The sequence below is a fragment of the Ascidiimonas aurantiaca genome (genome assembly GCF_037646345.1).
Taxonomy (GTDB): domain Bacteria; phylum Bacteroidota; class Bacteroidia; order Flavobacteriales; family Flavobacteriaceae; genus Ascidiimonas; species Ascidiimonas aurantiaca.
The window spans coordinates 1-21,404 of sequence record NZ_JBBEWR010000013.1; the positions used below are offsets into that span (position 1 = coordinate 1).

Genomic DNA, 21,404 nt, shown 5'->3' on the forward strand with positions numbered 1-21,404 from the left:
ATACGTTATTAAAAAGCTTTTGTAGGTGCCGTCTGCCTGCAGACTTACCAGAAGGTTTTCAAGCGCCCCGCTGCTACCCTCTCGCAGTACCTGAAAGGTATAGGAGTGGTAATGGCTGCCAACCGACAGATAGGTAACCTGGTCTGTTAAAACGGTAAACGAAGTGGTATCTCTGGCTATAGGGCTCTTTTTAAAGGTAGAAAGGGCAACGGTTACGGCTTCTTTTTCGGGTAAATTATCAAAGGTAAACTGTTGTACTTCCAGCCCCGGAAGGCCGGCAGCAGGCTGGGAAGTTTCCGGGGTTTCGGTCAATAAGGTATCTTGCTGGCATTGGGCAAACAGTAATACGGCTACCCAAAGCCCTAATAAACGGATTAGGAATTTAGTATGCATTCTTTTAATTTTTATGGTTAATGAATGCTTGTACCCGGATGCAAAGCAGGTGCAAAATAGAAAGAAAAAGTAGGAAAATAAAAATCTCTTAAAAAAACAGCTTCCCTAATTACTAGTGCTTTTTTAGCGAGTTTTTAGAGAATATTCTTAAAGCATTATTGCTGTTGGGATGAACGAATTTTCAAAAAAAATAAAAAAAATAACCGTTTTTTATAACATGTTAAGAAAGTATGCTATTTCACAGTAAAATTCAATGGCTAAGCCATAATAAAAGTAAAATATTCACATAATAAAAATTCAAATGGAATATTGATATACTTATGCATGGTAAAAAAAACAGAGCGAACTAACCTTTTGTAGTTGCTTTTTTATCGAATTGATGCCAAAACAGAATCCATTTTGACCTCCATCCTTCAACTGAGGTTAATATATGCAAAACCCTCACTTCACAGTAGTTTATCTATGCTAGTTAAAGCAACAAACGAAATAGGTTACTTCGGAATAGAACATTTTCCTTGGATAATCAGCATTTATGATTTAATAATAATTGCTGACTTATTTGATAATCCAATGTTATTATTTCACTACATCAAAAGAAGAAAACGATTTTTGAGTGAAAGGACATTTTCTACATTCGAAGAGTTGGACCTTATTGCCTATTTTCTTTTAAATGGACTATATATTGAACATACTGTTAAGGATGTAAAAAAAGAAAATGTAAACATGGTATATTTTGCTCCAGAAACGGATTATATAAATGATTATTATATGTTTAAATTTGGGCATAAAGAAAAGAATACGGTAAAACCTAGTAGTTTTTTGACAAAAGAATTCAATAACTTTTTAAAGCATATTGATGAATCAAATATTAAGTATAAGATAAAAATTAGTCTATTACTTTTAGAATTCAATAAAAAATCAATAGATCAATTGATGTCATATGTGGAAAAAGTAAAAAGGTAATTTAAAAAGATAAACAACCACATAATTGTGCTATTTATACTGAATCTCAAAAAGGAATAGGATTTACTTTATGGTAGGCACTGATAAACCTGAATTAGATTTTAGACTTTATAACTATTGTATGTATAAATTGAATCAACTGAATTCTAATATTTGGATCGGATTAGGAGATACGTCATTAGTCAAGGATAAATACAATTTTGAATGTATGTTTTTTGCTTCCAAAGGTCTTGATACAAAATGATGAGGCAAGTTGACAATAACGTATACAGTTAGTAGCTAATTTTGATCGCACAGCTTCCTTGGCAAATGCCTTCAACGAGATTACAGTTCTATTCCAGGACAAGATCCAAGTTGTTTTTATCATGTATTTAGGCGGCGTATTACTTCGATTGTAATAGTCAGGATGTAATATGATAATGATAGTTATTCCTTATCGGATGCTTAGAAAAGTACTTTTATGCTTATGGTATGCATACTTTTTCCCGTAACTCGCCGGAACCATATTCACATATCACCGGACGGATGATACGAAATGGTACTCACAGAGGCGACTTTGTAAACGGTATTTCTTAAATCAATACTCATTGTATCTAAAAATAAGGGATCGGGCCATTGCGAACCCCTGGAATGTAGTAACCCCCCGGGTTTTTTATCCAATATCCATAACCGGAAACCCACAAATATTTAAAAATATATTCGTACAGCCCCTGCTATGTAACGTTCATGTATTTTTTCTTTCCTTTGTTTAAAGGAATATGTTCTTTTACAAAGGCATGAATTTCAATAGTAAATCATCACAGGAAACCAAATCAACCTCCCTTTACTGGACCTGCCAGTTATTGGGGTGGGGCATCGTTTCCATGTATTGGGCTTATACCGTTTATACACGGGATAACTATAGTGTGTTATACACGTTTGTAAATTATATTTTAGATATAGGTATTGGTATTTCATTAACTCATTTTTACCGATGGCTCGCTATAAAATTCAGATGGAGCGAGTTAGTCATTAAAAAGTTATTGTTACGGGTAATTCCCATGATTAGCATCCTCTCCCTGCTTTATGCCTTTTTATGCAATGTAAAATGGTATATATACTGGACCTGGGTAGCAGGCGTATACAAAGATCTATGGAACGCTTTATTGTATTGGGATCCGGTTTTTATTACAGGTCTGCGATTAATGTCTATCTGGATCTTAGCATATCACCTATATCATTATTACCGCAAAGAAATACAAACCGCTAAAGAAAATGCACAGTTGTCTGTAATTGCGAAACAAATACAACTGGATAATTTATCTGCGCAATTAAATCCTCATTTTTTGTTCAATTCTTTAAATTCCATTAAATCTTTAGTAATCGAAAATCCAGATAAGGCCAGAAGAGCTATAGATCTGTTATCAGATCTATTGCGTTCATCATTGTATGAGAAAGATAAAGATGTAATTTCAATTGAAGAGGAACTGGCTCTGGTAAAAGATTATATAGAAATAGAAAAGCTGCGTTTTGAAGAACGATTAGCGATTGATATTCATGTAGATCCGGGTCTGAAACCATATAAGATCCCTGCTTTAATGATTCAATTACTTGTAGAGAATGCCATAAAACACGGTATTGATAAAATTATGGATGGCGGATTGATCAAAATGATCATTTCAAAAAATAAGGATCAGGTAAGTATTCAGGTTCAAAACCCTGGTAAACTAAGCACCGTAAATTCAAAAGGAGTGGGATTAAAAAATTTAAGAGAAAGATTGCATATTCAATATAAGGGCAAAGCTTCTTTTAATATCGGCATGTATGATGAGAACACCGTTTCAGCAAACCTTTTAATACCTTATCAAAGCAATGAAAACTTTTAAATCTATTATTGTAGATGATGAACGTCTGGCCCGTGAAGAAGTAAAACGAGCTTTGCAAAAGTTTCTGGAGTTTGCAATTGTGGGTGAAGCTACTAATGTAGATCATGCTATCGATTTAATTGAAAAGCAAAAACCCGATGTTATTTTTTTAGATATCCACATGCCGGAAAAATCAGGTTTTGATTTATTGGAAGAGTTGAGTACCGTTCCGGAAGTAGTGTTTACCACCGCTTACGATCAATATGCAGTTAAAGCATTTGAGTTAAATGCTTTAGACTATTTAGTAAAACCCCTGCGGGAAGAACGATTTGCCAAAACTATTGAAAAAGTAAAACAGGAATTACATAAGAAAACCGCAATACCGTTAGATGTTTTGCCTATGCACCGAAAAATATTTATCAGGGATGGCGAAAACTGTTATTTTATTCTATTGTCTGAAATTCGATTTATAGAATCTTTAGACAATTATGCCCGTTTGTATTTTGGCGATAAAAAAGCCATGATCAAAAGGTCACTAAATCTGTTAGAGAAAAGGTTAGATCCTGCCGTATTTTTTAGAGCAAACCGAAATCAAATTATCAATACGCAATATATTGCAGAGATCCATCCTCATTTTAATAACCGGCTTCACATCACCTTAACAAGCGGAGAAAAAATTGAAGTTTCAGGTCGGCAGTCAGTAAAATTTAAAAACCGGAACAGTTTGTAATTTATATTAATAGCTGTAAAATAACGCTTACCTCTGTTTTGGGGCACTCCTGTACTTTCTCTTTTTTTCCAATTAAAGATTTGGTTTTTTTACACCATCAATACTACGAGATAATTAAAAAGGTCAGTTTTATGAATAAATTAGTGCTTCTTATCATATTATTAATTGTGTTTTCCTGCGGAAATCACAGAAGTCAGGAAACCGGTAAACCCAACCTGAATGATTACAGTGTTGGAGAAAAATGGACCTGGAAATGGGAAAGCGCAGTTAATGGAGAAGTTCGGGGAGAGGGAAAGGATATACAGGAAGTTGTAAATTACAAGGGAGCTTTAGCACTTTGGAATGGTTTCGATACCGTCCGGATTTCTGATATTCTAAACAAAAAAACCAGTAGTACCCCTTTTAGAGACTGGCCTTTAAAGGTTGGCAAAAAATGGAAATACGAATCTGAATGGGTAAATGAATCAGGACAAAAAGGAATAACCAGTCAGCAGGCTGAGGTTGTATCAATTGAAGAACTGGAGGTAATAGCAGGAAAATTTATGACGTATAAAATTAAATACAACGGATTTATAGAAAATTATGAAGCGGGAGGAAAAGGAGAAGTTACCGATACTTTTTGGTATTGCCCGGAATTAAAAACGAGTATCAAACACATTCAAAAAGGGGCTAATAATTTTATGTACACAAGTGAGTTAATTGAATATGCAAAGGAAAAATAAACAGCTTTTGCAGGCAGCTTCCCGGAGTATTTATACCCCGGGTATCGGGTAAATTTTAGTTAGAAAAGAATCCTTATAAAACATGAAGCATATAATTTTAAAAATCAACATATTCAGTATTGTTTTTATTTTGTTTACGGGCTTAATACAGGCACAAAATAAACAGGCATATAGTATTGGAGAAGTTTATCAAATGGATTCAGAAATACTAAAGGAAAAAAGAGAATACATAGTTGAACTTCCGGATTCTTATTTTACTTCCACTAAAAAATACCCTTTGGTAGTACTATTGGATGGAGAATTTAATTATCATTCTCACTCCGGTATTTTAAAACATATGACACAGGCGCGTCAAATTCCTGAAATGATTCTTGTAGCCATAAAAAACGTTGACAGAGTACGAGATTATACACCCACAAAATATTTGGTGAATTTAAACGGTACTGACGGCACAGAAAGTAATAAAACAAGTGGTGGGAGTAAACAGTTTTTGGCGTTTCTGGAAAAAGAGTTGTTGCCAAAAATTGAAAATACGTATAGGGTCAATGCTTTTAAAATAGTAGTGGGCGTATCTCACGGAGGGTTATTAGTAGGGTCCTCTTTTTTATCAAAAGACACGTCATTTACCGGATTCATATCTATGGACCCCAGTTTTTGGTGGGATCATCAATATATTGTAAAGCAGTTAGAAAAAACAGATATAGAACAACTTCGCAACAAAAGATTGTATTTAACTACCGCAGATACATTTGAAAATTTTGAAGGCATAGAACATGTCTATCAGGCAAACCTCAATAGCCAGGAAAGATTTAATACCGAACTGAAAAGCAAGGGATTTTATCCGGGAAATATTGAATTTGAATATTTTAAAGAAGAGAATCACTGGACAGTAGCTTTATTGAGTCTTTATCACGGGATGCAGTTTATGTACAAAGATCTGATAATGAAAAATATGCGAACGAGCAGTTTAGAGGACATAAAAAAATACTATCAAACTCATTATAACGGCGCGTTTTTACCTCCCGAAAATGAAATTAACAGGATAGGTTATCATTACCTTAAGACCAACCCTGAAAAAGCCCTGGCATTCTTCAAATTTAATGTGGAAAACTACCCGGACTCCTGGAATGTTTTTGACAGCCTTGGCGAAGGGTATTTGGAAATGAATAATAAAAAAGAAGCTGTAAAAAATTACAAAAAGTCATTATTGTTAAACCCAAATAATGAAAATGCAAAAAATGCTATTTTAAAACTAAACAAGCAGTAACATATGTTTTGTCATAAATTAATGAAACAAAAAGTGAAGGATGGATTTGGTTCAGAATAACGTTTTTCTTTAAATCTCCTTAATTACCTACAGTTTTGTTTATACAGATCAGCCCATTATTGGCTATGGAAAAGCTAGTTATAAGTAATTCTTTAATTGTAAACTATATGCTACAAAGGTTTTTTTCCAAAAAAGGGCATGAATTTTGCAAACGTTATAATACAAAAAAAACCGCGTATCATGAAACCCTGCATACCATATAATACTCGTAAAACACGGGCATACAGAAGTATATTTTTTGGAGTGTTGCCTAATCGTATGTTCTTCGCAGGCGCAGAGGCTTTATAACTTCGCTACCCATCGCATTCTTTTGAATTTTTAGCACCCAAAGCTTTAAAAGGACCCTTGTTTTTGCCAGGCACCAAATAGAAAAATGCCCCGTCATAAACAAAATGTAAACAATACTTTACAAAAAAATGTATTTTGATAAAAAAATCCGTCGGTTGAGATGCCCGTGCCTGTGTGATAAGGCATAGTAAATGACCGGGTTTCTGGCCCGGTTTTGATTTCTGCTGTTAGCAAAACTCCCGGGTGTCTGGATGTATAGATTATGTGGCCATTTTTATAAAAAGCATATGGCTCTATACAGAAAACCACGGCTTTTATAATGATAGCTGTGGTGTTTAAAATTTGTAGAAAATGTAGCGCCGGTTTTTACTTTTCAGGCTTTCCGCTTTGGTTCATCGCCATATCACGATCGTACTTACAGCATTCCGGAAGCTCATTATACGCGTCTTCATTGCCTGTATATTCCTCGGTATCGTAACCGGATGAAGCAATAGCTTCGTGAATAGCGGCTACCGATACCAGGTTATTATCAAAAACCACTTCAATTCTCTTTTTATCCACATCCCATACAGCTGAGGAAACACCTTCTAGGGAAGCTGCTTTTTCTATAGTGGCCTTACACATGGTACAATTGCCCCTAACGCCAAAAGCAGTTTCTGTTATGGCTGCGGTTTTGGTTTCTTCAGATTGTTTCACCGCCGGGTCAGTTACCTGCTCTTTGCTTTCTTTTTTACAGCTAAAAACAGCTATTCCTGCTAATACAATAAGTAATAAGATTGTCTTTTTCATAGTATAGTGTAAGCGTTATTAAATGGTTTTTATGATTTTACCGAATTGCCAAAATACGGATTTTTTCATTTTTTTTGTTGCCTGACCAAGAGGCGTTTTTGGATTTTTGTAACAAAGATAATGCTGTGTTAAACACATTATATTGCAGTTATATATTCAAGAAGTATTCTGTTATCAAAAAACGTTTTTGTCGCTTCAATAGTTTCCATTTGAAAATTGAGTTTTAGTTCCAGAATTTCAAGGAGCTCCTGGAAATCTATTTTGGAAGTTTGATAGGTAGTTAAAAAAACGTTTTCCGCTTTTTCTGCCTGTTTTGTATTTTCTTTAAGGGTCATTATTTTCCGGTAAGCATTGGTCATAGCACTTATGGACTTGTCAAAAAGTACTTCCAGTTCGTTTTTTACATTGGTTTTTTTATTTTCCACAGCCTGTTGTTCCCATTGCAATTGCTTTTGTCTTGAAGAGTATTTCTTAGAAAACAGCGGTAAAGAGACGGAGACCATAGGCATAATAATATCCCTTCCGTTATCGGGAATATTACCTGCAGGTTGCTCATCTACCCAAATATAATCTAATCCTACCCCTATGGAAGGAAGCCCTTCTTTTTTGGATACGATCTCAGACTGGACCAGCGCTTCTTTGCGTGCATCCAGTTCCAGAAGTGCCGGATTATGGATAATATTCTCTTTTTTAAAATCTGGAGTTACCACAGCCAGTGAATCAGGAATGATAACCGGTAAAGTAATGTCGCGATTTAACAGAAGATTAAAAGCTTTGATGCCGGTTTGCAGGTTCTCTTCTGAGGTTTCAATAGTGTTTTTCAGGTTATTTAAACAAATACGTATCTTAAGTATATCGATCATAGAAGAACGTTTGTTTTCCAACTCTTTAAGAGCCAGTTCTTCATACGATTCCAATATTTTTAAGTGCTTTTTTTGAGTGGTAAGTGCAGTATTATCCAGAAAAAGAGCATAATAGTGTTGTTTTACATCTCTGGTCAGTACTTTTTCTGCTATTTGTACCTGTAAAGAAGTGGCCTGAGCGGCAGATCGGGCGCTTTGCTTTTTTGCATGAAGTGTGCCAAACCAGGGAAACTGTTGCTGTGCAGATATCCGGGCCCGCATGGGGCCTATGGGTGTTTCGGTTTCCTGAATAAAATACCCTGCCGAAAATGTGGTATTAGGCAGACTGCCCGCTTCATTAACGGCCTCACGGGAACTTTCGTAAAAATTTTGGGCAGTTTTTAATTTTGGGTTGTTAGACCGGGCGATGTATAAATAATGATCGAGATCCTGACTATAAAGCGAGGTGGTGATAAGGCATAGCAATAGGGAGGAAACTTTTTTGAAACCTTCCCTTAAAAAACGTTTTTCCATTTTAATCATATTTAGGTTAGCTTTTTTATTTGGGGGTACAACTATGTTGAAAGCCTGAATTTCTGGCAAAAAACCGGCTTTACAAAAATAGTAATCAAATTATAAGCATTACACCAAAAAAATAAAGAGCCTCAAAACTGCTTTATTTTCAAAAACAACTACCGATAGTAGGGTGAGCAGGTAAGTAACTGTTACCATTATTAAAATCACCGCACAAGCGTGGTAAAAAGTTCGTAACTTCACCGCATGATCCAAGAGCTTACAGATAGGTATGGTCATCTGTTTGAAGAAGACCTTCTTTACGAAATTAATCAGGTAGGTACGTATAAAGAAGTACCAGAAGGGTTTACGCTGATGGATATAGGAGAGTATATTCGGTCGATGCCTTTAATGGTTTCCGGAGCTATTAAAATATTACGTGAAGATCACGAGGGAGACGAGTTGCTTTTGTATTTTCTTGAACCGGGAGATACCTGTGCCATGACCCTTACCTGTTGTATGGGGCAAACTAAAAGTGAAATAAGAGCCATAGCCGAAACCAATACTACCTTAATAATGGTACCGGTACAGAAAATGGATGAGTGGATGGCAAAGTATAAGAGCTGGCGCAGTTTTGTAATGGAAAGTTATCAGGACCGGCTTAATGAAATGCTGGAAACCATAGACAGTATTGCCTTTTTAAAAATGGATGAAAGGTTACTTAAATATTTGGGAGAAAAGGCACGTATAAACAAGGATGCCATTATAAATACAACCCATCAACAAATAGCGTATGACCTGCATACTTCGAGAGTAGTAATTTCAAGATTGCTTAAATCTCTTGAAAAGATGAATAAAATAAAACTACACCGAAATCACATAGAAATTCTCAACCTGTAACTCCTCGAATTTGTACGGACCTGATAGACAGATTTGTAACTTTAGTTACGCTGTCATAAACTGGTTTGCCGTATTTTTGCGTCAATGATACAGCATATTTTATGAAAATAGAACAAATATATACAGGTTGTCTTGCCCAGGGGGCATATTACATAGAAAGTGAAGGAGAGGTAGCTATTATTGACCCTTTGCGGGAAGTAAAGCCCTATATAGAAAAAGCCCAAAAAGAAAACGCAACTATAAAATACGTGTTTGAAACACATTTTCATGCCGATTTTGTGAGCGGTCACCTTACGCTTTCTAAAGAAACCGGAGCCCCTATTGTGTACGGCCCAAATGCCAACCCCTCCTTTGAAACTATTATAGCGGAAGACGGAGAAGAGTTTGCCATAGGCAAAATAACACTGGTGGCCCTGCATACCCCGGGACATACTATGGAAAGTACCACTTACCTTTTACGAGATGAGAACGGCAAAGACCATGCTGTTTTTACCGGAGATACTCTTTTTCTGGGAGATGTGGGAAGGCCCGATCTGGCGCAAAAAGCGGCTGATATGACAAGGCAGGATCTGGCCGGGCTTTTGTATGACAGCCTTAGAAATAAAATTATGCCTTTGGCAGACGATGTAATTGTATATCCTGCCCACGGTGCGGGTTCGGCCTGTGGTAAGAATATGATGAAAGAGACCGTAGATACTCTGGGGAACCAGAAAAAAGTAAACTACGCACTTCGGAGTGATATGAGTAAGGAAGAGTTTGTGAAAGAGGTAACCGAAGGGCTGTTGCCACCACCTCAATATTTTCCTCTTAATGTTAAAATGAATAGAGAAGGATATGAAGATATTGATGAGGTACTAAAGCGCGGAGTGCGAGGTCTGTCGCCCAATGCTTTTGAAGCTATTGCTAATGAAACCGGAGCTATCGTGCTGGATGTGCGCAACCAGGAAGCATATGCAAAAGGGCACGTGCCCCGTTCTATATTTATTGGCCTTGGAGGTACTTTTGCACCGTGGGTAGGTGCTTTAATTGCCGATGTGAAACAGCCCATACTATTAATAGCACCCAAAGGGAAAGAAGAAGAAGCCATTACCCGACTCTCACGGGTAGGTTTTGACCACACACTCGGGTATCTGGAAGGAAGTTTTGAAGCCTGGAAAATGGCAGGTAAGGAATATGATACCGTAACATCTGTAGATGCTTTTGCGTTTAAAAAAGCTGTTGAAGAACACGACGCACTTGTTTTCGATGTGCGAAAAGAAGGAGAATATACGGCGGCCCACCTTGAAAATGCCCGACTTACTCCTCTGGATTTTATAAATGAGCACCTCACTGAATTCCCGTCAGATAAATTATTTTATATACACTGTGCCGGCGGTTACCGAAGTATGATAGCAGCCTCTATTCTTAAAAGCAGGGGAATACACAACCTTATAGATGTAGCCGGGGGCTTTAAGGCTATTAAAGAAGCAGGTATCCCGGTCACCAATTCCGTTTGTCCCGGTACATTGGGCTAGGTAGTACTGAAAATAAAGATAAGTTCCGGTTTTTAACCGGAATTTTTTTTTGATGCGTTTCTTCTTATTAAAAAAGAGCCTTTTAGAGCATTTCTTTTAACCTCCTGTTACCAGATAGGTATTTAAACCATTTACAGGACATACGTATCATCTAAGAATATTTTTATAGTATTGTAAGTAATTGTATAAACAAAAATACTATGAATAAGATTATGGAACCGTGGCCGTGGTACATAGCAGGCCCTTTAATAGCTCTGGTCATGTTTTTATTACTAATGATGGGGAATAGGTTTGGAATGTCTTCCAACCTAAGAACACTTTGTACTATTTGCGGTGCAGGTAAGACCAGTAGTTTTTTCAGATTTGACTGGAAACAGCAAAAATGGAACCTCCTGGTTATTGTGGGGGTAATTATTGGTGGAGGGATCGCCTCCTTTTTTATGACACCTTCTCCCGAGGTGGCCATTCACCAGGACAGTATTATGAGTTTACAGCAAATGGGTTTTGAAAGTGCAGGAAAAGCCTATTTACCTCAAAAGCTTTTTGCCGATGAAGCATTACTCAATGTAAACAGCTTACTTATTTTAATAGCAGGAGGGTTTCTGGTAGGTTTTGGAACACGTTATGCCGGGGGTTGTACTTCCGGACATGCTATTTCGGGGCTTAGTGAATGGCAACTGCCTTCACTTATAGCTGTTATTGGTTTTTTTATAGGTGGATTGATTATGGTACATGTTCTTTTTCCATTAATTTTTTAGTAATATGAAAAGTATAGGTTATTTAAGTATAGGCGTTTTTTTCGGGATCGTTTTGTTTAAGTCAGAAGCGGCTTCCTGGTTTCGCATTTTTGAAATGTTTCAGTTCAAATCGTTTCACATGTATGGCATTATAGGCAGTGCTTTACTAGTAGGCACTATGATGGTTCAACTTATAAAACGGTTAGGGATAACATCTTTTTTTGGAAAACCCATTGTGTTTATACCTAAACAAAAGGATTATACCGCGAATCTGGCAGGAGGTATTATTTTCGGGCTGGGCTGGGCACTGGCAGGCGCATGCCCGGGGCCTATGTTTGTGTTGTTGGGCTCTGGCTACGTATCATTACTTCTTGTTATTCTGGCAGCTATGCTGGGTACTTTTGTGTATGGATTGTTAAAAGACAAACTGCCACATTAAATTAACAATGGGATGCCATTTTTTCTCCAGGGAAAGGAGGTAATATGTATTATTTGCAATAACGGGATATTTTGAATACTCGTAAAGGCCAAAGGAAGCAGCGGTCAAAAAATAGAGACAAAACTTTGATTTATTGTAAATAATTTCTTAACTTTTAAGAAGTTATTAACCACTAAATAATAAATTATGAAGAAAAAAAGTTTTTCAAGCTTAAGCCTTGGTAAGAGTACCGTTTCAAAATTTGGCAAAGCGCATGTAAAAGGAGGTCGAAGCGTTGCCTGTACTTACGGAAGCCCGAGTTGTCAGTCTTTGGCGGGGGGATGTGGTACTCAGCCCACGCAGGGAGCAACCTGTGCAGATACCTGTACCGTTGATAGTGTGAATTTGTCTAATTGCGATTTAACAAACTGTTTATCTACCGGAGGTGCCTGCGCCTAAACAACCGTAAATTATGTAACCGGTATTTCTTTTCTATAGAAATACCGGTTCATTTTTTGGCAGGTGTTATGACAAAAGAGAGTCTTGTACTCAAGAGTACATGGCCCGCATGCTATATAACTTTTACGTTTAGACTGGAGAATAAGTTTTTGGTCTGGTCAAGTTCTTCTTCCTTTTTTAAACTGCTAAGATCTCTTATTTTACCGTTTTTTAATTGTAGGGAGAGCCTTTTCTGGCCTAATATGTTTTTTTGTTTTAGAGCCTCTATCTCATGTATAGATATGGTATTTGCCGATGTTTTCTTGAAAATAAGCATAAGCAGGACCACTAATGAAATAGCACCTAAAAACATCCATATATACTTAAAAAAATCACTTGTTTCGTTATTAAACCCTAAGGTAAATGCGATTCCGTTAAAAATATTTAAGATCATTAGAAATTTAATGACCAGGTAGTTTTTCTTTAGGGTATCTTCGATTTTTATCTTTTGGGAAGTCCCATCGTAAATAACTTTCATAAGCTTATTTTAATTGAAAATGGTGAAAACTATTGTATAGATCAAATATATAAATAAGAAAAATAGTCAAGAAAATCTTAATCATTTGGGTTAGGCAGGGAGTTCATTTTTATAAACCAGGTTCAAATCCTTAAGGTGTCTTTTTATATGCGCCGAGACAATTTCCAAATGTTCAAGTCTTGTATAAGCCCTTGATCCTTTTTTATATGGAATACTTTCTATTTCTGTATTTACTATATGCGTATCAATACATTGTTGCGCTCTTTGAAGCCTTTTTAGAAGTACCGAAACCGATTCTTGCCTGGTTGATTGAATACTCATAAGGTTTACTTCAGAAAGCTTTCCCTTTAATGGCGCAGGGGTATGCCCTAAAGAGAGGTCTTTAAGATTTCGGGCAAAACTTTCATGCCAAAATACAAGATGCCCTAAAACATCTTTTCCATCCCAATGTGTATATACTTTACGTGATGTATTAAGGGGTTTTTCAAAAAAACTGATCAGTTTTTGTACACTTTTGTGGAGTTCGGTGTATGCCAGATGTACTTTTAATTCGTATTCTGAACTTTTCATTTTTATATCTAATCGATAACTAATTGAAAACAGCTACCAATATACAAAAAGTTCGTTTTTAATAGAGTGAGTTTGAAGATAGCACTTTGATTAAAGCCAAAAGTGCTAACGCTCAGTATGGACATACTTTTTTTTATATGAGTTGTATTCGGCTATAAACATAATAGCAGTAATAAGGTACATGATTATCCATAGCGTTTCCAAATTAAAATCTATAGGCATAAAAGGGTTATAAAGTGTGGCCACAAGGGCAAATAGCACAACCCAGTGTGCTTTTTTGTCCAAACGCCTAAAAATGACCCATAAGGCACTGGCGAAAACTAATATTCTTAAAAAAAAATAATACGCTTCGGGAAGGTCAATAATGGCTGCCAGGATGAGCATACCTGAAGAGACAAAAGAAAGTATTTTTGTGCTTTGTTTAACTAGTGTGACATTCATTGGAACATTTTTTACAACCATTGGCATGTGTGTAGGTTTTTTTTGCTTTGAGGAGTGCTTGTTTACAATTGAGATGTTCTCCCAAATACGTTTTGCTCATAACCAACGAAAGCCAGAAACAGCCTTCTTTATGAACTTCGTGATCTCCATTGGGCTGAGCAGTCTGATTTACATAGTACTTAGGCATTACCTGTAATTGTCAAAAATTTTAGGTTACTTTAATACGCTTTCCCATTTTGGTTCCGCTCCGGTTATAATGCAGAGGCTTAAGAAGCGTAATGATAAAGAAAAGGAGGTGTAACAAATTTCATTATTAGCTGTTTTCGATTTAGCGGTGTAAACTTACTATACTTAATCCAAAAAACGTTACGGGTTTCCGTAAGGATACGTACTTTTTTGTAAAATAATACGCTAAATTAACCCGAGGTCCTTTACAATAGCAATGAGGTGTGTAGTGTTAACAGCGTTAAAATGTACTTTGAGCCGGTTAATTTTTTTCTCAACGGTGCTCAGGCTGTTAGGCACTTTATTGTTTTTTTTGAGGGCTTCTGAGATTTGTTCCTGGGTATATCCTTTAGCCAGATAATCAAGGAGAAGAATGTCATAAGGTTCTATCTGTAAACTATTGGTTCGGTTCACAGCACCGGCTACCTGAGAAGAAAAAAAAACCTTATTTTTTACTACTTTTTGCAATGCCTGTTGCAGGTCTCTTAACCCATTACGACCCTTACATACATAAGCATTAATATGGTAGAGCTTCATTAGTTTCTTAACGGTTTGGATACGATCTTCTACAGAATATACAATTACTTTAATGTTGGGTTGTTCTCGTTTAGCCGCCTCAATAAGTTCTACTCCAGATCTGAGCTTTTGATTTCTGTGGTCTTTGGTAAATGAGAGGTCACTTATTAAAAGATCATACGGAATATTATCCAATTGCGCTTTTCGAATTTTTAAATAAGCATCATCACAGTATTGTGCAAAATCAGGAGGATCAATACTGAGCTTTTCAAACATAGCTTTTATCCCTTCATTAATGTTGTCCACATCTTCGGCAATTAATATTTTTTGAAACATAATACTTGGTTTTATACAGGAAAAGACATCATTACTTTAAAGCCTTTTTCCTTATTTGTTTCAAAAGTAAGAGTTCCGTTTATGCCTTTAATACGGGTTTCCGCATTTTGCAATCCATTTGATAAAACCAGACGTCCCATTGACAATCCGTGTCCGTTGTCACTATAGAGTATATGTATATTTCCGTGATGCTTTGAAAACTTAACCAGCACCAGAGTAGCCTGGCTGTGTTTACGCATATTGATCATAAGTTCCTGAAGTACACGATACGTGGTCATTTTTTTTAATGATGATATTTTTTTCCATTTAATACTATCTAATCCTGTAATAGAGACCTTAACATCTAACCCTGCATAGAACTCTAATAATGATCGTAATTCTTCTTCGTAATCTTCTCCCGTGTTTATGGAATTGGTTTCTCTTGAAATATCTCTTGCTTTGGAGTAGATAATCTCAAGTTTATCTAAGGTTTGGTCTTTAGGATTTTGATTTTCTCTTTGAAGGTATGCCATAACCTGATAGATCTCGTTAGCCAGTTCATCATGAATTCTTTTGGATAATTGGGCTTCTGCTTCATAGGCCTTTTTTTCTTTTTCTCTTTTTGCTCTTTCTTTAATGAGATAGTATAAGAAAACACCTATTAATAAAAGTAACAGAATAATACCTTTATATATGGTTTTCATGTTTTTCTCTTTCTCGATAGTGAGCTCATCCCGGGCCCTTTGGTTTTTTAAAAGCAGATTTTCCTCAAGGGTCCGGGTATTGTCATAACGTATCTGTGCATATTTGTTTTTAGCTCTGTCACGGGCATTTACAATGCTGTCATTAAGGGTGATATAACGTTTAAGATATTCTTTTTGAACCCCGGCATCTTCCGAAAGTTCTCCCAGATACTTAAGGGCATCCAGAATGGCGGGCATAGCTTCTTTTTGTTTGGCCAGTGTAAGGTATTTATTAGCATAGAACACAGCTTTTTTCTTTTGGCTTTCTGCATAGTACTCAGTTAAATGTTTATAGCTGGGAATAAGGCTACTAATATCATTAAGACTGTCTTTAATACGCAGTGCTTCTTTCATATCTGCCAGCACATTGGTATCACCGTTTAACCATTGTGTATATGTAAGGTTATCGAGGATACGGGCATATTCAGTTCTGCTTTTTTTTACTTCGGGGTGAGTAAGCAATTGTTGCAGCTCTTCAATAGCTGTTTCGTAATTCCGCATTTCTCTGTATATAAGGGCCCTGGTATTAAGATAAACCAGTTTGCTCATAGGAGAAACGGCCAGTTCTATGGCTTTTGAAATGTTATCTATAGCATTTTTATACTTTTCCTGCTCCCTGTTTATAATAGCCAGTGTATGGAAAGCGCTGGAAAGGGTTCTCTGATCTTTATGAGGAACCAGGTATTTTACAGCCTCTACAGCCATATATTCTCCTTCTGTAAAATCACCTACATCATTTAAAAGCCGGGCAATCGCAGTGAGTTTTCTGCCAATTTCAACACTGTCATTTACCGCTTTATAAGCTCCCAGTGATTTTGAAAAATAGTAATATGCACTATCCTGAAGGCCTATGGCTTCATAATGGAAGGCAAGTTTAAAGAATGCTTTTCCAATATTAGTGGTGTCACTTACCTCACGGGCTTTTTTAAGCATTTTTCTGGCATAATACAAGGCACTATCACCAGTGCTGGTTTTGGAATACAAGGCGTTTTTAAGCGAGTACAGAGCAATTTCCACAGAGTCTCCTTTTTCTTCTTTAAGAAAAGAAAGAGCCCGGTTTGTAAGGTTCAATCGTTGTTCAATGGTAAGAGAAGTGTTTTTAGCTTTAAGCAGATAGAGGAAGCTACTATCCCTGAGGCGGGATGGTAGAACATCTTTTTTTTTATTAATGTTTGGGTTACAGGCTGTAAGATGTAAACAAAATAGAAGTATGCTTATATAATAAAAATTCTTTTTCATATAAGCAAAATACAAAAATGCCGCATAATATTATGCGGCATTTTTTGTTAAGATTATTCTTCATTATTTTGAATAGTCTTTCCATCTTCTCCAACGATTGCCTGGATTTCTTTTTCTTCTTCCTCAACCAAAGAAGGAGGTGTGCACGAAAAAAAATACAGATTAATAGCGAATGTAAGTATCAATAAAACAGTTTTTCTCATTTGTTAAAATTTTGGGATTAAACAATAGGGGGCTTTCCGGTAATGATCCGGATAGTGTTTTAAAAACCCCTTTGGCTTCAATGGGAGTACTCCTTTGTTTTCGGGAAGCGAAAATTCGTAGCGGTAGCAAGGGTTGCTTCCCCTGCACCTTTTGCCAACCGCATTACGGATTTCCTCAATGATTAGTGCTGCGCATTACTTTAATTGCACCTTAAAGCATTCACTAATCACGATTCAAAGTAACCAAGGAAGCATTGGACAATTGCAGACAGAATTTGTACAAGATTTTACAAAAAGTGTCCTGAGAAAATATTTGTGTTGAAACCTCCATTTTTTGGAAAAACCAGATGGGTATTGATTCTAAAAAAACTAAACATATACACATAACTATGATTGAAAAATTAATAGCAATGGCATTTGAGAAAGCTAAACTGCAAACAGGAAATGATTCGATTAACGGCAGGGCCGAATACCTTGCCTATGTAATGACAGAAGATTATGATACCGCTATAACAGGGAAGTCTATGACGAGATATTACCAGGGGAAATCCAGTCCTAAACTTAAATTAAGAAACGCACTTGCTAATTATCTGGGTTATGATACCTATGAAGGTTTTGTTCTGGATAATTTACCGGAAGAAGAACGAGAAGTAATTGATAAAGCAGAGAAGGAAGTAGAAAAAAAAAAATACTTTTTGGATAATTGTATTATTCCTGGCTACCGGGGGTATTTTTTGTTTTGTATTTTTTTATAAAAAATAACAGGGAACCAATAAAAAAACATTAATACGCTAAAAATTATCAGATCACAATTTTTAAGCTACCCTATATAAACATCAATCTTAAAAAAGATACAGGCTCTACAAAACTGAAAGTAATTACTCAATAAAAAAGATTTAATATTTCTTAAAAATACATTTAACGGCATTGAAAGATGGTTAAAAGGCTTGCATAATTATTCAAATTTTAAAAATATCCTTGCAGAGGCTTGAAGTGAATAGAAAAGTATTGCTAAATTCGCAACACTTTTTTGGCCCCGTAGTTCAATGGATAGAATAGAAGTTTCCTAAACTTTAGATGCAAGTTCGATTCTTGCCGGGGCTACAAAAAATGCAAAAAGGCACCTCAGGAAAGGTGCCTTTTGTTTATCGTTTTTATTGAGTAAACTATTTGCAGATTTTGCTTTTTAAAGCATTGATCATTACGTCACTCATAGTATCCAGGTCAAAGCGGTGTTTCCAGCCCCAGTCATTCCTGGCTTCTGTATCATCAATGCTTTCGGGCCACCCGTCTGCTATTTGCTGACGGTAATCCGGAGTATATGTTATCTCGAATTCAGGAATATACTTTTTTATGCTTTCTGCTATATTTTCCGGAGCAAAGCTTATGGCAGCCAGATTATAAGATGACCGTATTTTTACTTGATCGGGGTCTGCCTGCATGATCTGTATGGTAGCCGCAATCGCATCATCCATAAACATCATGGGGAGTATGGTGCCCTGTTTAAGAAAACAGTCAAAAGGTTCTCCTTTAACTGCTTTGTGATAAATATCTACTGCATAGTCTGTAGTCCCTCCGCCGGGAAGGGTTTTATGACTTATAATACCGGGATACCGAATACTCCGTATGTCTATCCCAAACTTAGTATGAAAATACTCGCACCAGCGCTCTCCGGCCAGTTTTGATATACCATATACCGTAAGGGGTTCCATAACGGTTTTTTGCGGAGTATTTTTTGGTGGAGTTGTCGGGCCAAAAACAGCAATAGAACTGGGCCAGAATATTTTTTTAATATGACGGTCACGAGCCATATCTAATATATGCGACAAAGAGGCCATATTAAGATCCCAGGCACGTTGAGGATGTTTCTCTGCCGTGGCCGAAAGCATAGCGGCCATTAAATAAACATCGGTCACTGCATATTTTTCTATAATCTGCTTAATACGTGTCTTGTCTGTAGCATCCAGTATTTCAAAAGGGCCTGATGCCATAAGCTCGTCACTGCCTTCACGTATATCGGAAGCAATTACATTATCATTTCCGTAATTTTCCCGAAGAGCCAGCGTTAATTCGGAGCCAATTTGACCACAGGCTCCTATAATAAGGATTCTGGTTTTCATTCAATATTTAAAAAGTGACCAAATATAATTATTTCACATGGTATTTTACATCAGGATACTGGTTGTTTTCTATGAAAACCACAAAAAGGCATGGCATCCTCCCGCAAGGGATGCAACATACACAAAAGAATTTGGGTTTTGTTATCAAATTCATGTTTAGACCTGCTTAAAGAATTGTTATTAGAAATGCTATATTAGCAACTGGAAATAAAATATTTTCCACGCTGTTTTTTGATTAAGGGATATCAGGGTTAAAGACCCTTTAGATTTTATGAGAAAGATTTTACCATTATATCTGATATTTATTTTGATTTTTACCGCTTGCAGGAAGCATTCCAGTGAGCCAACGGCTAATACAGAAACATTGGTGGTGGTATCAGACTCTGTAAAGGTTACTTTACCCACGCTTATAGATATAAAAGGAGATGCTAACGGGTATCTTAACATGTGGACCCAATACAAGGACTTCGATACGGAAATGGTAAGGTTTTATGAAGAGGAAGAGGAGACAGAGCCATTAGTGGATGAGCTTATACGATTGGAACAGGAACTCGGAAAATCAACTTTCCCCGATAAATTTAATGTGCCACAGATAAAAAGCCGTTTGCTGGTGCTTAAAACATATCTGGGAAAAGCAAAAGCCGCTTTTCCTGAAAATGACTCTTTGTATGAAAAACAACTGAAAGTTGAGATCTTAAAAGCCTATAATGCATTGAGGAAACAGTTTATGGAAGTATGCGAACGCAATATGACAGAAACTCTTTTTGTCGATGATTCTCTCTAATATCTCTAACTAACAAACACTCTTTTACCTATGAAATCGCTTTGTTTTTTTTTCATTTTTACGGCTACCATGACCGGAGTAATGGCCCAATCTAATGCTGAAGAGCTCAAAGCGGTGAACCATGTTATCAATACATGGCACGAAGCTGCTTCTGTAGCAGATTTTGATGCATATTTTGATAAAATGACCAATGATGCTGTTTTCATTGGTACCGATCCCACGGAAAACTGGTCGTACCACGATTTCAAAACCTTTTCCAGACCTTATTTTGAAAGAGGAAAAGCATGGAGTTTTCAGGCAGTAGATCGCAATGTATTTTTTGATCAGAACTACACCCTGGCATGGTTTGATGAATTGCTTGATACCCGCATGCAATTATGTAGGGGAAGCGGAGTACTTAAAAAGATAAATGGCACCTGGAAAATAGCACATTATGTGCTTTCCATTACCATTCCTAATGAGAATGTAGATGATGTAGTAGCTCTCAAAAAGGTGTTTGACATAAGAGTAAAAGATTCTTTGCGGCAATGAAATGAGAACCATGAACAAAAAAAGATGCCTGAAAGCATCTTTTTGTATTAATTGTTGTTCTGCGGATTTTGAGGATTCTTTCTCTGTTCTAATGCCTGTTTTGAAAGTTTTGCCAGATTAAAATTGGGAGCAATAGCAATAGCTTGATCCATAATTGTAATAGCACTGTCTATATTGTTGGTTTTATCTTTATTAAATTCTACCAGGGCCTTTAGGTGCAAAAAAGCTGCTTTTAAGGGTACCTCGTAAGGTACCTGTGTTTCGTAAAAGCCGTATTTCATATCATCTTTTGCATTTGAAATACCATACTCAATAAATTCATTGGCTTTATCAAGCTGTTGAAGTTGAATACTCAAATCAGCCATTTCATATGCCATAAAAGGATTGGGTTTACTGCTAAAAAGAATTTCATACTGTTCCAGTGCGCGTGAGGCCTGCCCTATAGATTTTAAAGAAACGGCTTTTACTTCAACAGCAAGTTCAGAATCCTGAGGGTTTTTTTCATAACCAATAGTATTTAGGGCCTGTAAATATTTACCGGCATTGGCATATAAATAGGAAAGTGTATCCCTTCGGGCCTGAGAAGGCTCCAGTATGTTAAGATGGGTCATGGCGTTGATGATACCCTGAACATCTGCCTGTTTTCGCATTTGCTCATAATATTCCTTAAAATGTGCAGTAAGTGCATCATTGGTTTGCGCATTTAAATGCCCCCAGGCAAACAACACAAAAATTATAAAAACTCTTCTCATAAAGTATTT

25 protein-coding genes and 1 tRNA gene are annotated in these 21,404 nt (G+C 36.5%); 14 read left to right on the forward strand and 12 right to left on the reverse strand.

Annotated elements, in window-relative coordinates:
- Window positions 1-393, reverse strand: a 393-nt coding sequence (locus WAO84_RS13230) for a hypothetical protein (RefSeq protein WP_340066369.1), incomplete at its 3' end; no start/stop codon positions are given.
- A 399-nt stretch (window positions 394-792) separates the two neighbouring features.
- Between WAO84_RS13230 and WAO84_RS13235 the strand changes: the two genes are divergently transcribed.
- The 5 genes from WAO84_RS13235 (at window position 793) to WAO84_RS13255 (ending at window position 5,919) form a co-directional block, all read left to right on the forward strand.
- Window positions 793-1,356 (forward strand): hypothetical protein, encoded by a 564-nt coding sequence (locus WAO84_RS13235; protein WP_340066370.1) that lies wholly within the window; start codon window positions 793-795, stop codon window positions 1,354-1,356.
- A gap of 776 nt (window positions 1,357-2,132) precedes the next feature.
- Entirely contained in the window at window positions 2,133-3,221 is a 1,089-nt protein-coding gene (locus WAO84_RS13240; RefSeq protein WP_340066371.1) for a sensor histidine kinase, read from the forward strand.
- Window positions 3,208-3,930 carry a LytR/AlgR family response regulator transcription factor gene (locus WAO84_RS13245; RefSeq protein WP_340066373.1) on the forward strand — a complete coding sequence of 241 codons (723 nt, stop codon included), beginning with the start codon at window positions 3,208-3,210 and terminating at the stop codon, window positions 3,928-3,930. Before WAO84_RS13240 ends, WAO84_RS13245 begins: the two co-directional genes overlap by 14 nt.
- Before the next feature lie 131 nt (window positions 3,931-4,061).
- Entirely contained in the window at window positions 4,062-4,652 is a 591-nt protein-coding gene (locus WAO84_RS13250) for a hypothetical protein (RefSeq protein WP_340066374.1), read from the forward strand.
- A gap of 82 nt (window positions 4,653-4,734) precedes the next feature.
- Window positions 4,735-5,919: an alpha/beta hydrolase-fold protein gene (locus WAO84_RS13255; RefSeq protein ID WP_340066375.1), complete on the forward strand. Its 1,185-nt coding sequence runs from the start codon at window positions 4,735-4,737 to the stop codon at window positions 5,917-5,919.
- A 714-nt stretch (window positions 5,920-6,633) separates the two neighbouring features.
- Here WAO84_RS13255 and WAO84_RS13260 read toward each other — a convergent pair.
- Together WAO84_RS13260 and WAO84_RS13265 are read right to left on the reverse strand one after the other, a co-directional pair.
- On the reverse strand, window positions 6,634-7,056 hold the full coding sequence (locus tag WAO84_RS13260) for a heavy-metal-associated domain-containing protein (protein ID WP_340066376.1): 423 nt from the start codon (window positions 7,054-7,056) through the stop codon (window positions 6,634-6,636).
- 137 nt (window positions 7,057-7,193) lie between these two features.
- Entirely contained in the window at window positions 7,194-8,432 is a 1,239-nt protein-coding gene (locus tag WAO84_RS13265; RefSeq protein ID WP_340066377.1) for a TolC family protein, read from the reverse strand.
- Window positions 8,433-8,678: 246 nt separating this feature from the next.
- Here WAO84_RS13265 and WAO84_RS13270 point away from each other — a divergent pair, with 246 nt between their 5' ends.
- The 5 genes from WAO84_RS13270 (at window position 8,679) to WAO84_RS13290 (ending at window position 12,439) form a co-directional block, all read left to right on the forward strand.
- Window positions 8,679-9,311, forward strand: coding sequence for a Crp/Fnr family transcriptional regulator (locus tag WAO84_RS13270; RefSeq protein WP_340066378.1), 633 nt, complete (start codon window positions 8,679-8,681; stop codon window positions 9,309-9,311).
- Between the two features lie 101 nt (window positions 9,312-9,412).
- Entirely contained in the window at window positions 9,413-10,825 is a 1,413-nt protein-coding gene (locus WAO84_RS13275) for an MBL fold metallo-hydrolase (protein ID WP_340066380.1), read from the forward strand.
- 200 nt (window positions 10,826-11,025) lie between these two features.
- Entirely contained in the window at window positions 11,026-11,583 is a 558-nt protein-coding gene (locus WAO84_RS13280; RefSeq protein WP_340066381.1) for a YeeE/YedE family protein, read from the forward strand.
- Between the two features lie 4 nt (window positions 11,584-11,587).
- On the forward strand, window positions 11,588-12,001 hold the full coding sequence (locus tag WAO84_RS13285; RefSeq protein ID WP_340066382.1) for a DUF6691 family protein: 414 nt from the start codon (window positions 11,588-11,590) through the stop codon (window positions 11,999-12,001).
- A 186-nt stretch (window positions 12,002-12,187) separates the two neighbouring features.
- Window positions 12,188-12,439, forward strand: coding sequence for a hypothetical protein (locus tag WAO84_RS13290; RefSeq protein WP_340066383.1), 252 nt, complete (start codon window positions 12,188-12,190; stop codon window positions 12,437-12,439).
- Between the two features lie 112 nt (window positions 12,440-12,551).
- Here the strand turns inward: WAO84_RS13290 and WAO84_RS13295 are convergent, their stop codons facing one another.
- The 7 genes from WAO84_RS13295 to WAO84_RS13325 form a co-directional block, all read right to left on the reverse strand.
- Window positions 12,552-12,956: a hypothetical protein gene (locus tag WAO84_RS13295; protein ID WP_340066384.1), complete on the reverse strand. Its 405-nt coding sequence runs from the start codon at window positions 12,954-12,956 to the stop codon at window positions 12,552-12,554.
- Between the two features lie 90 nt (window positions 12,957-13,046).
- The gene (locus WAO84_RS13300; protein WP_340066386.1) at window positions 13,047-13,526 is read right to left on the reverse strand and encodes a hypothetical protein; all 480 of its coding nucleotides are present in this window, start codon (window positions 13,524-13,526) and stop codon (window positions 13,047-13,049) included.
- Window positions 13,527-13,631: 105 nt separating this feature from the next.
- The gene (locus tag WAO84_RS13305; RefSeq protein ID WP_340066388.1) at window positions 13,632-13,967 is read right to left on the reverse strand and encodes a DUF6804 family protein; all 336 of its coding nucleotides are present in this window, start codon (window positions 13,965-13,967) and stop codon (window positions 13,632-13,634) included.
- The gene (locus WAO84_RS13310; protein ID WP_340066389.1) at window positions 13,948-14,154 is read right to left on the reverse strand and encodes a hypothetical protein; all 207 of its coding nucleotides are present in this window, start codon (window positions 14,152-14,154) and stop codon (window positions 13,948-13,950) included. Before WAO84_RS13310 ends, WAO84_RS13305 begins: the two co-directional genes overlap by 20 nt.
- A 224-nt stretch (window positions 14,155-14,378) precedes the next feature.
- The gene (locus tag WAO84_RS13315) at window positions 14,379-15,044 is read right to left on the reverse strand and encodes a response regulator (RefSeq protein ID WP_340066391.1); all 666 of its coding nucleotides are present in this window, start codon (window positions 15,042-15,044) and stop codon (window positions 14,379-14,381) included.
- An 11-nt stretch (window positions 15,045-15,055) separates the two neighbouring features.
- A complete protein-coding gene (locus WAO84_RS13320; RefSeq protein ID WP_340066393.1) occupies window positions 15,056-17,005 on the reverse strand; it encodes a tetratricopeptide repeat-containing sensor histidine kinase in 1,950 nt (649 codons plus the stop codon).
- A 53-nt stretch (window positions 17,006-17,058) separates the two neighbouring features.
- Window positions 17,059-17,208: a hypothetical protein gene (locus WAO84_RS13325; RefSeq protein WP_340066394.1), complete on the reverse strand. Its 150-nt coding sequence runs from the start codon at window positions 17,206-17,208 to the stop codon at window positions 17,059-17,061.
- A gap of 410 nt (window positions 17,209-17,618) precedes the next feature.
- Between WAO84_RS13325 and WAO84_RS13330 the strand changes: the two genes are divergently transcribed.
- Together WAO84_RS13330 and WAO84_RS13335 are read left to right on the forward strand one after the other, a co-directional pair.
- Window positions 17,619-17,963 (forward strand): hypothetical protein, encoded by a 345-nt coding sequence (locus WAO84_RS13330; protein WP_340066395.1) that lies wholly within the window; start codon window positions 17,619-17,621, stop codon window positions 17,961-17,963.
- A gap of 277 nt (window positions 17,964-18,240) precedes the next feature.
- Window positions 18,241-18,312 (forward strand) — tRNA-Arg (locus WAO84_RS13335).
- A 62-nt stretch (window positions 18,313-18,374) separates the two neighbouring features.
- On the opposite strand, the gene WAO84_RS13340 is transcribed toward WAO84_RS13335, so the two are convergent.
- On the reverse strand, window positions 18,375-19,328 hold the full coding sequence (locus WAO84_RS13340) for an NAD-dependent epimerase/dehydratase family protein (RefSeq protein WP_340066396.1): 954 nt from the start codon (window positions 19,326-19,328) through the stop codon (window positions 18,375-18,377).
- Window positions 19,329-19,599: 271 nt separating this feature from the next.
- On the opposite strand from WAO84_RS13340, the gene WAO84_RS13345 reads away from it, so the two are divergent.
- Both WAO84_RS13345 and WAO84_RS13350 read left to right on the forward strand, forming a co-directional pair.
- Entirely contained in the window at window positions 19,600-20,112 is a 513-nt protein-coding gene (locus tag WAO84_RS13345; protein ID WP_340066397.1) for a hypothetical protein, read from the forward strand.
- A gap of 30 nt (window positions 20,113-20,142) precedes the next feature.
- Window positions 20,143-20,643 (forward strand): nuclear transport factor 2 family protein, encoded by a 501-nt coding sequence (locus WAO84_RS13350; protein ID WP_340066398.1) that lies wholly within the window; start codon window positions 20,143-20,145, stop codon window positions 20,641-20,643.
- A 47-nt stretch (window positions 20,644-20,690) separates the two neighbouring features.
- Here WAO84_RS13350 and WAO84_RS13355 read toward each other — a convergent pair whose 3' ends face one another.
- A complete protein-coding gene (locus WAO84_RS13355) occupies window positions 20,691-21,395 on the reverse strand; it encodes a hypothetical protein (protein WP_340066399.1) in 705 nt (234 codons plus the stop codon).
- Window positions 21,396-21,404: the final 9 nt, after the last annotated feature.

Excerpts from the sequence above, each read along its gene's own strand:
- WAO84_RS13240 (WP_340066371.1), top strand. The coding sequence starts at position 2,133 with ATGAATTTCAATAGTAAATCATCACAGGAAACCAAATCAACCTCCCTT.
- WAO84_RS13245 (WP_340066373.1), top strand. The coding sequence starts at position 3,208 with ATGAAAACTTTTAAATCTATTATTGTAGATGATGAACGTCTGGCCCGT.
- WAO84_RS13250 (WP_340066374.1), top strand. The coding sequence starts at position 4,062 with ATGAATAAATTAGTGCTTCTTATCATATTATTAATTGTGTTTTCCTGC.
- WAO84_RS13255 (WP_340066375.1), top strand. The coding sequence starts at position 4,735 with ATGAAGCATATAATTTTAAAAATCAACATATTCAGTATTGTTTTTATT.
- WAO84_RS13260 (WP_340066376.1), bottom strand. The coding sequence starts at position 7,056 with ATGAAAAAGACAATCTTATTACTTATTGTATTAGCAGGAATAGCTGTT.
- WAO84_RS13265 (WP_340066377.1), bottom strand. The coding sequence starts at position 8,432 with ATGGAAAAACGTTTTTTAAGGGAAGGTTTCAAAAAAGTTTCCTCCCTA.
- WAO84_RS13270 (WP_340066378.1), top strand. The coding sequence starts at position 8,679 with ATGATCCAAGAGCTTACAGATAGGTATGGTCATCTGTTTGAAGAAGAC.
- WAO84_RS13275 (WP_340066380.1), top strand. The coding sequence starts at position 9,413 with ATGAAAATAGAACAAATATATACAGGTTGTCTTGCCCAGGGGGCATAT.
- WAO84_RS13280 (WP_340066381.1), top strand. The coding sequence starts at position 11,026 with ATGAATAAGATTATGGAACCGTGGCCGTGGTACATAGCAGGCCCTTTA.
- WAO84_RS13285 (WP_340066382.1), top strand. The coding sequence starts at position 11,588 with ATGAAAAGTATAGGTTATTTAAGTATAGGCGTTTTTTTCGGGATCGTT.
- WAO84_RS13290 (WP_340066383.1), top strand. The coding sequence starts at position 12,188 with ATGAAGAAAAAAAGTTTTTCAAGCTTAAGCCTTGGTAAGAGTACCGTT.
- WAO84_RS13295 (WP_340066384.1), bottom strand. The coding sequence starts at position 12,956 with ATGAAAGTTATTTACGATGGGACTTCCCAAAAGATAAAAATCGAAGAT.
- WAO84_RS13300 (WP_340066386.1), bottom strand. The coding sequence starts at position 13,526 with ATGAAAAGTTCAGAATACGAATTAAAAGTACATCTGGCATACACCGAA.
- WAO84_RS13305 (WP_340066388.1), bottom strand. The coding sequence starts at position 13,967 with ATGAATGTCACACTAGTTAAACAAAGCACAAAAATACTTTCTTTTGTC.
- WAO84_RS13310 (WP_340066389.1), bottom strand. The coding sequence starts at position 14,154 with ATGCCTAAGTACTATGTAAATCAGACTGCTCAGCCCAATGGAGATCAC.
- WAO84_RS13315 (WP_340066391.1), bottom strand. The coding sequence starts at position 15,044 with ATGTTTCAAAAAATATTAATTGCCGAAGATGTGGACAACATTAATGAA.
- WAO84_RS13320 (WP_340066393.1), bottom strand. The coding sequence starts at position 17,005 with ATGAAAAAGAATTTTTATTATATAAGCATACTTCTATTTTGTTTACAT.
- WAO84_RS13325 (WP_340066394.1), bottom strand. The coding sequence starts at position 17,208 with ATGAGAAAAACTGTTTTATTGATACTTACATTCGCTATTAATCTGTAT.
- WAO84_RS13330 (WP_340066395.1), top strand. The coding sequence starts at position 17,619 with ATGGCATTTGAGAAAGCTAAACTGCAAACAGGAAATGATTCGATTAAC.
- WAO84_RS13340 (WP_340066396.1), bottom strand. The coding sequence starts at position 19,328 with ATGAAAACCAGAATCCTTATTATAGGAGCCTGTGGTCAAATTGGCTCC.
- WAO84_RS13345 (WP_340066397.1), top strand. The coding sequence starts at position 19,600 with ATGAGAAAGATTTTACCATTATATCTGATATTTATTTTGATTTTTACC.
- WAO84_RS13350 (WP_340066398.1), top strand. The coding sequence starts at position 20,143 with ATGAAATCGCTTTGTTTTTTTTTCATTTTTACGGCTACCATGACCGGA.
- WAO84_RS13355 (WP_340066399.1), bottom strand. The coding sequence starts at position 21,395 with ATGAGAAGAGTTTTTATAATTTTTGTGTTGTTTGCCTGGGGGCATTTA.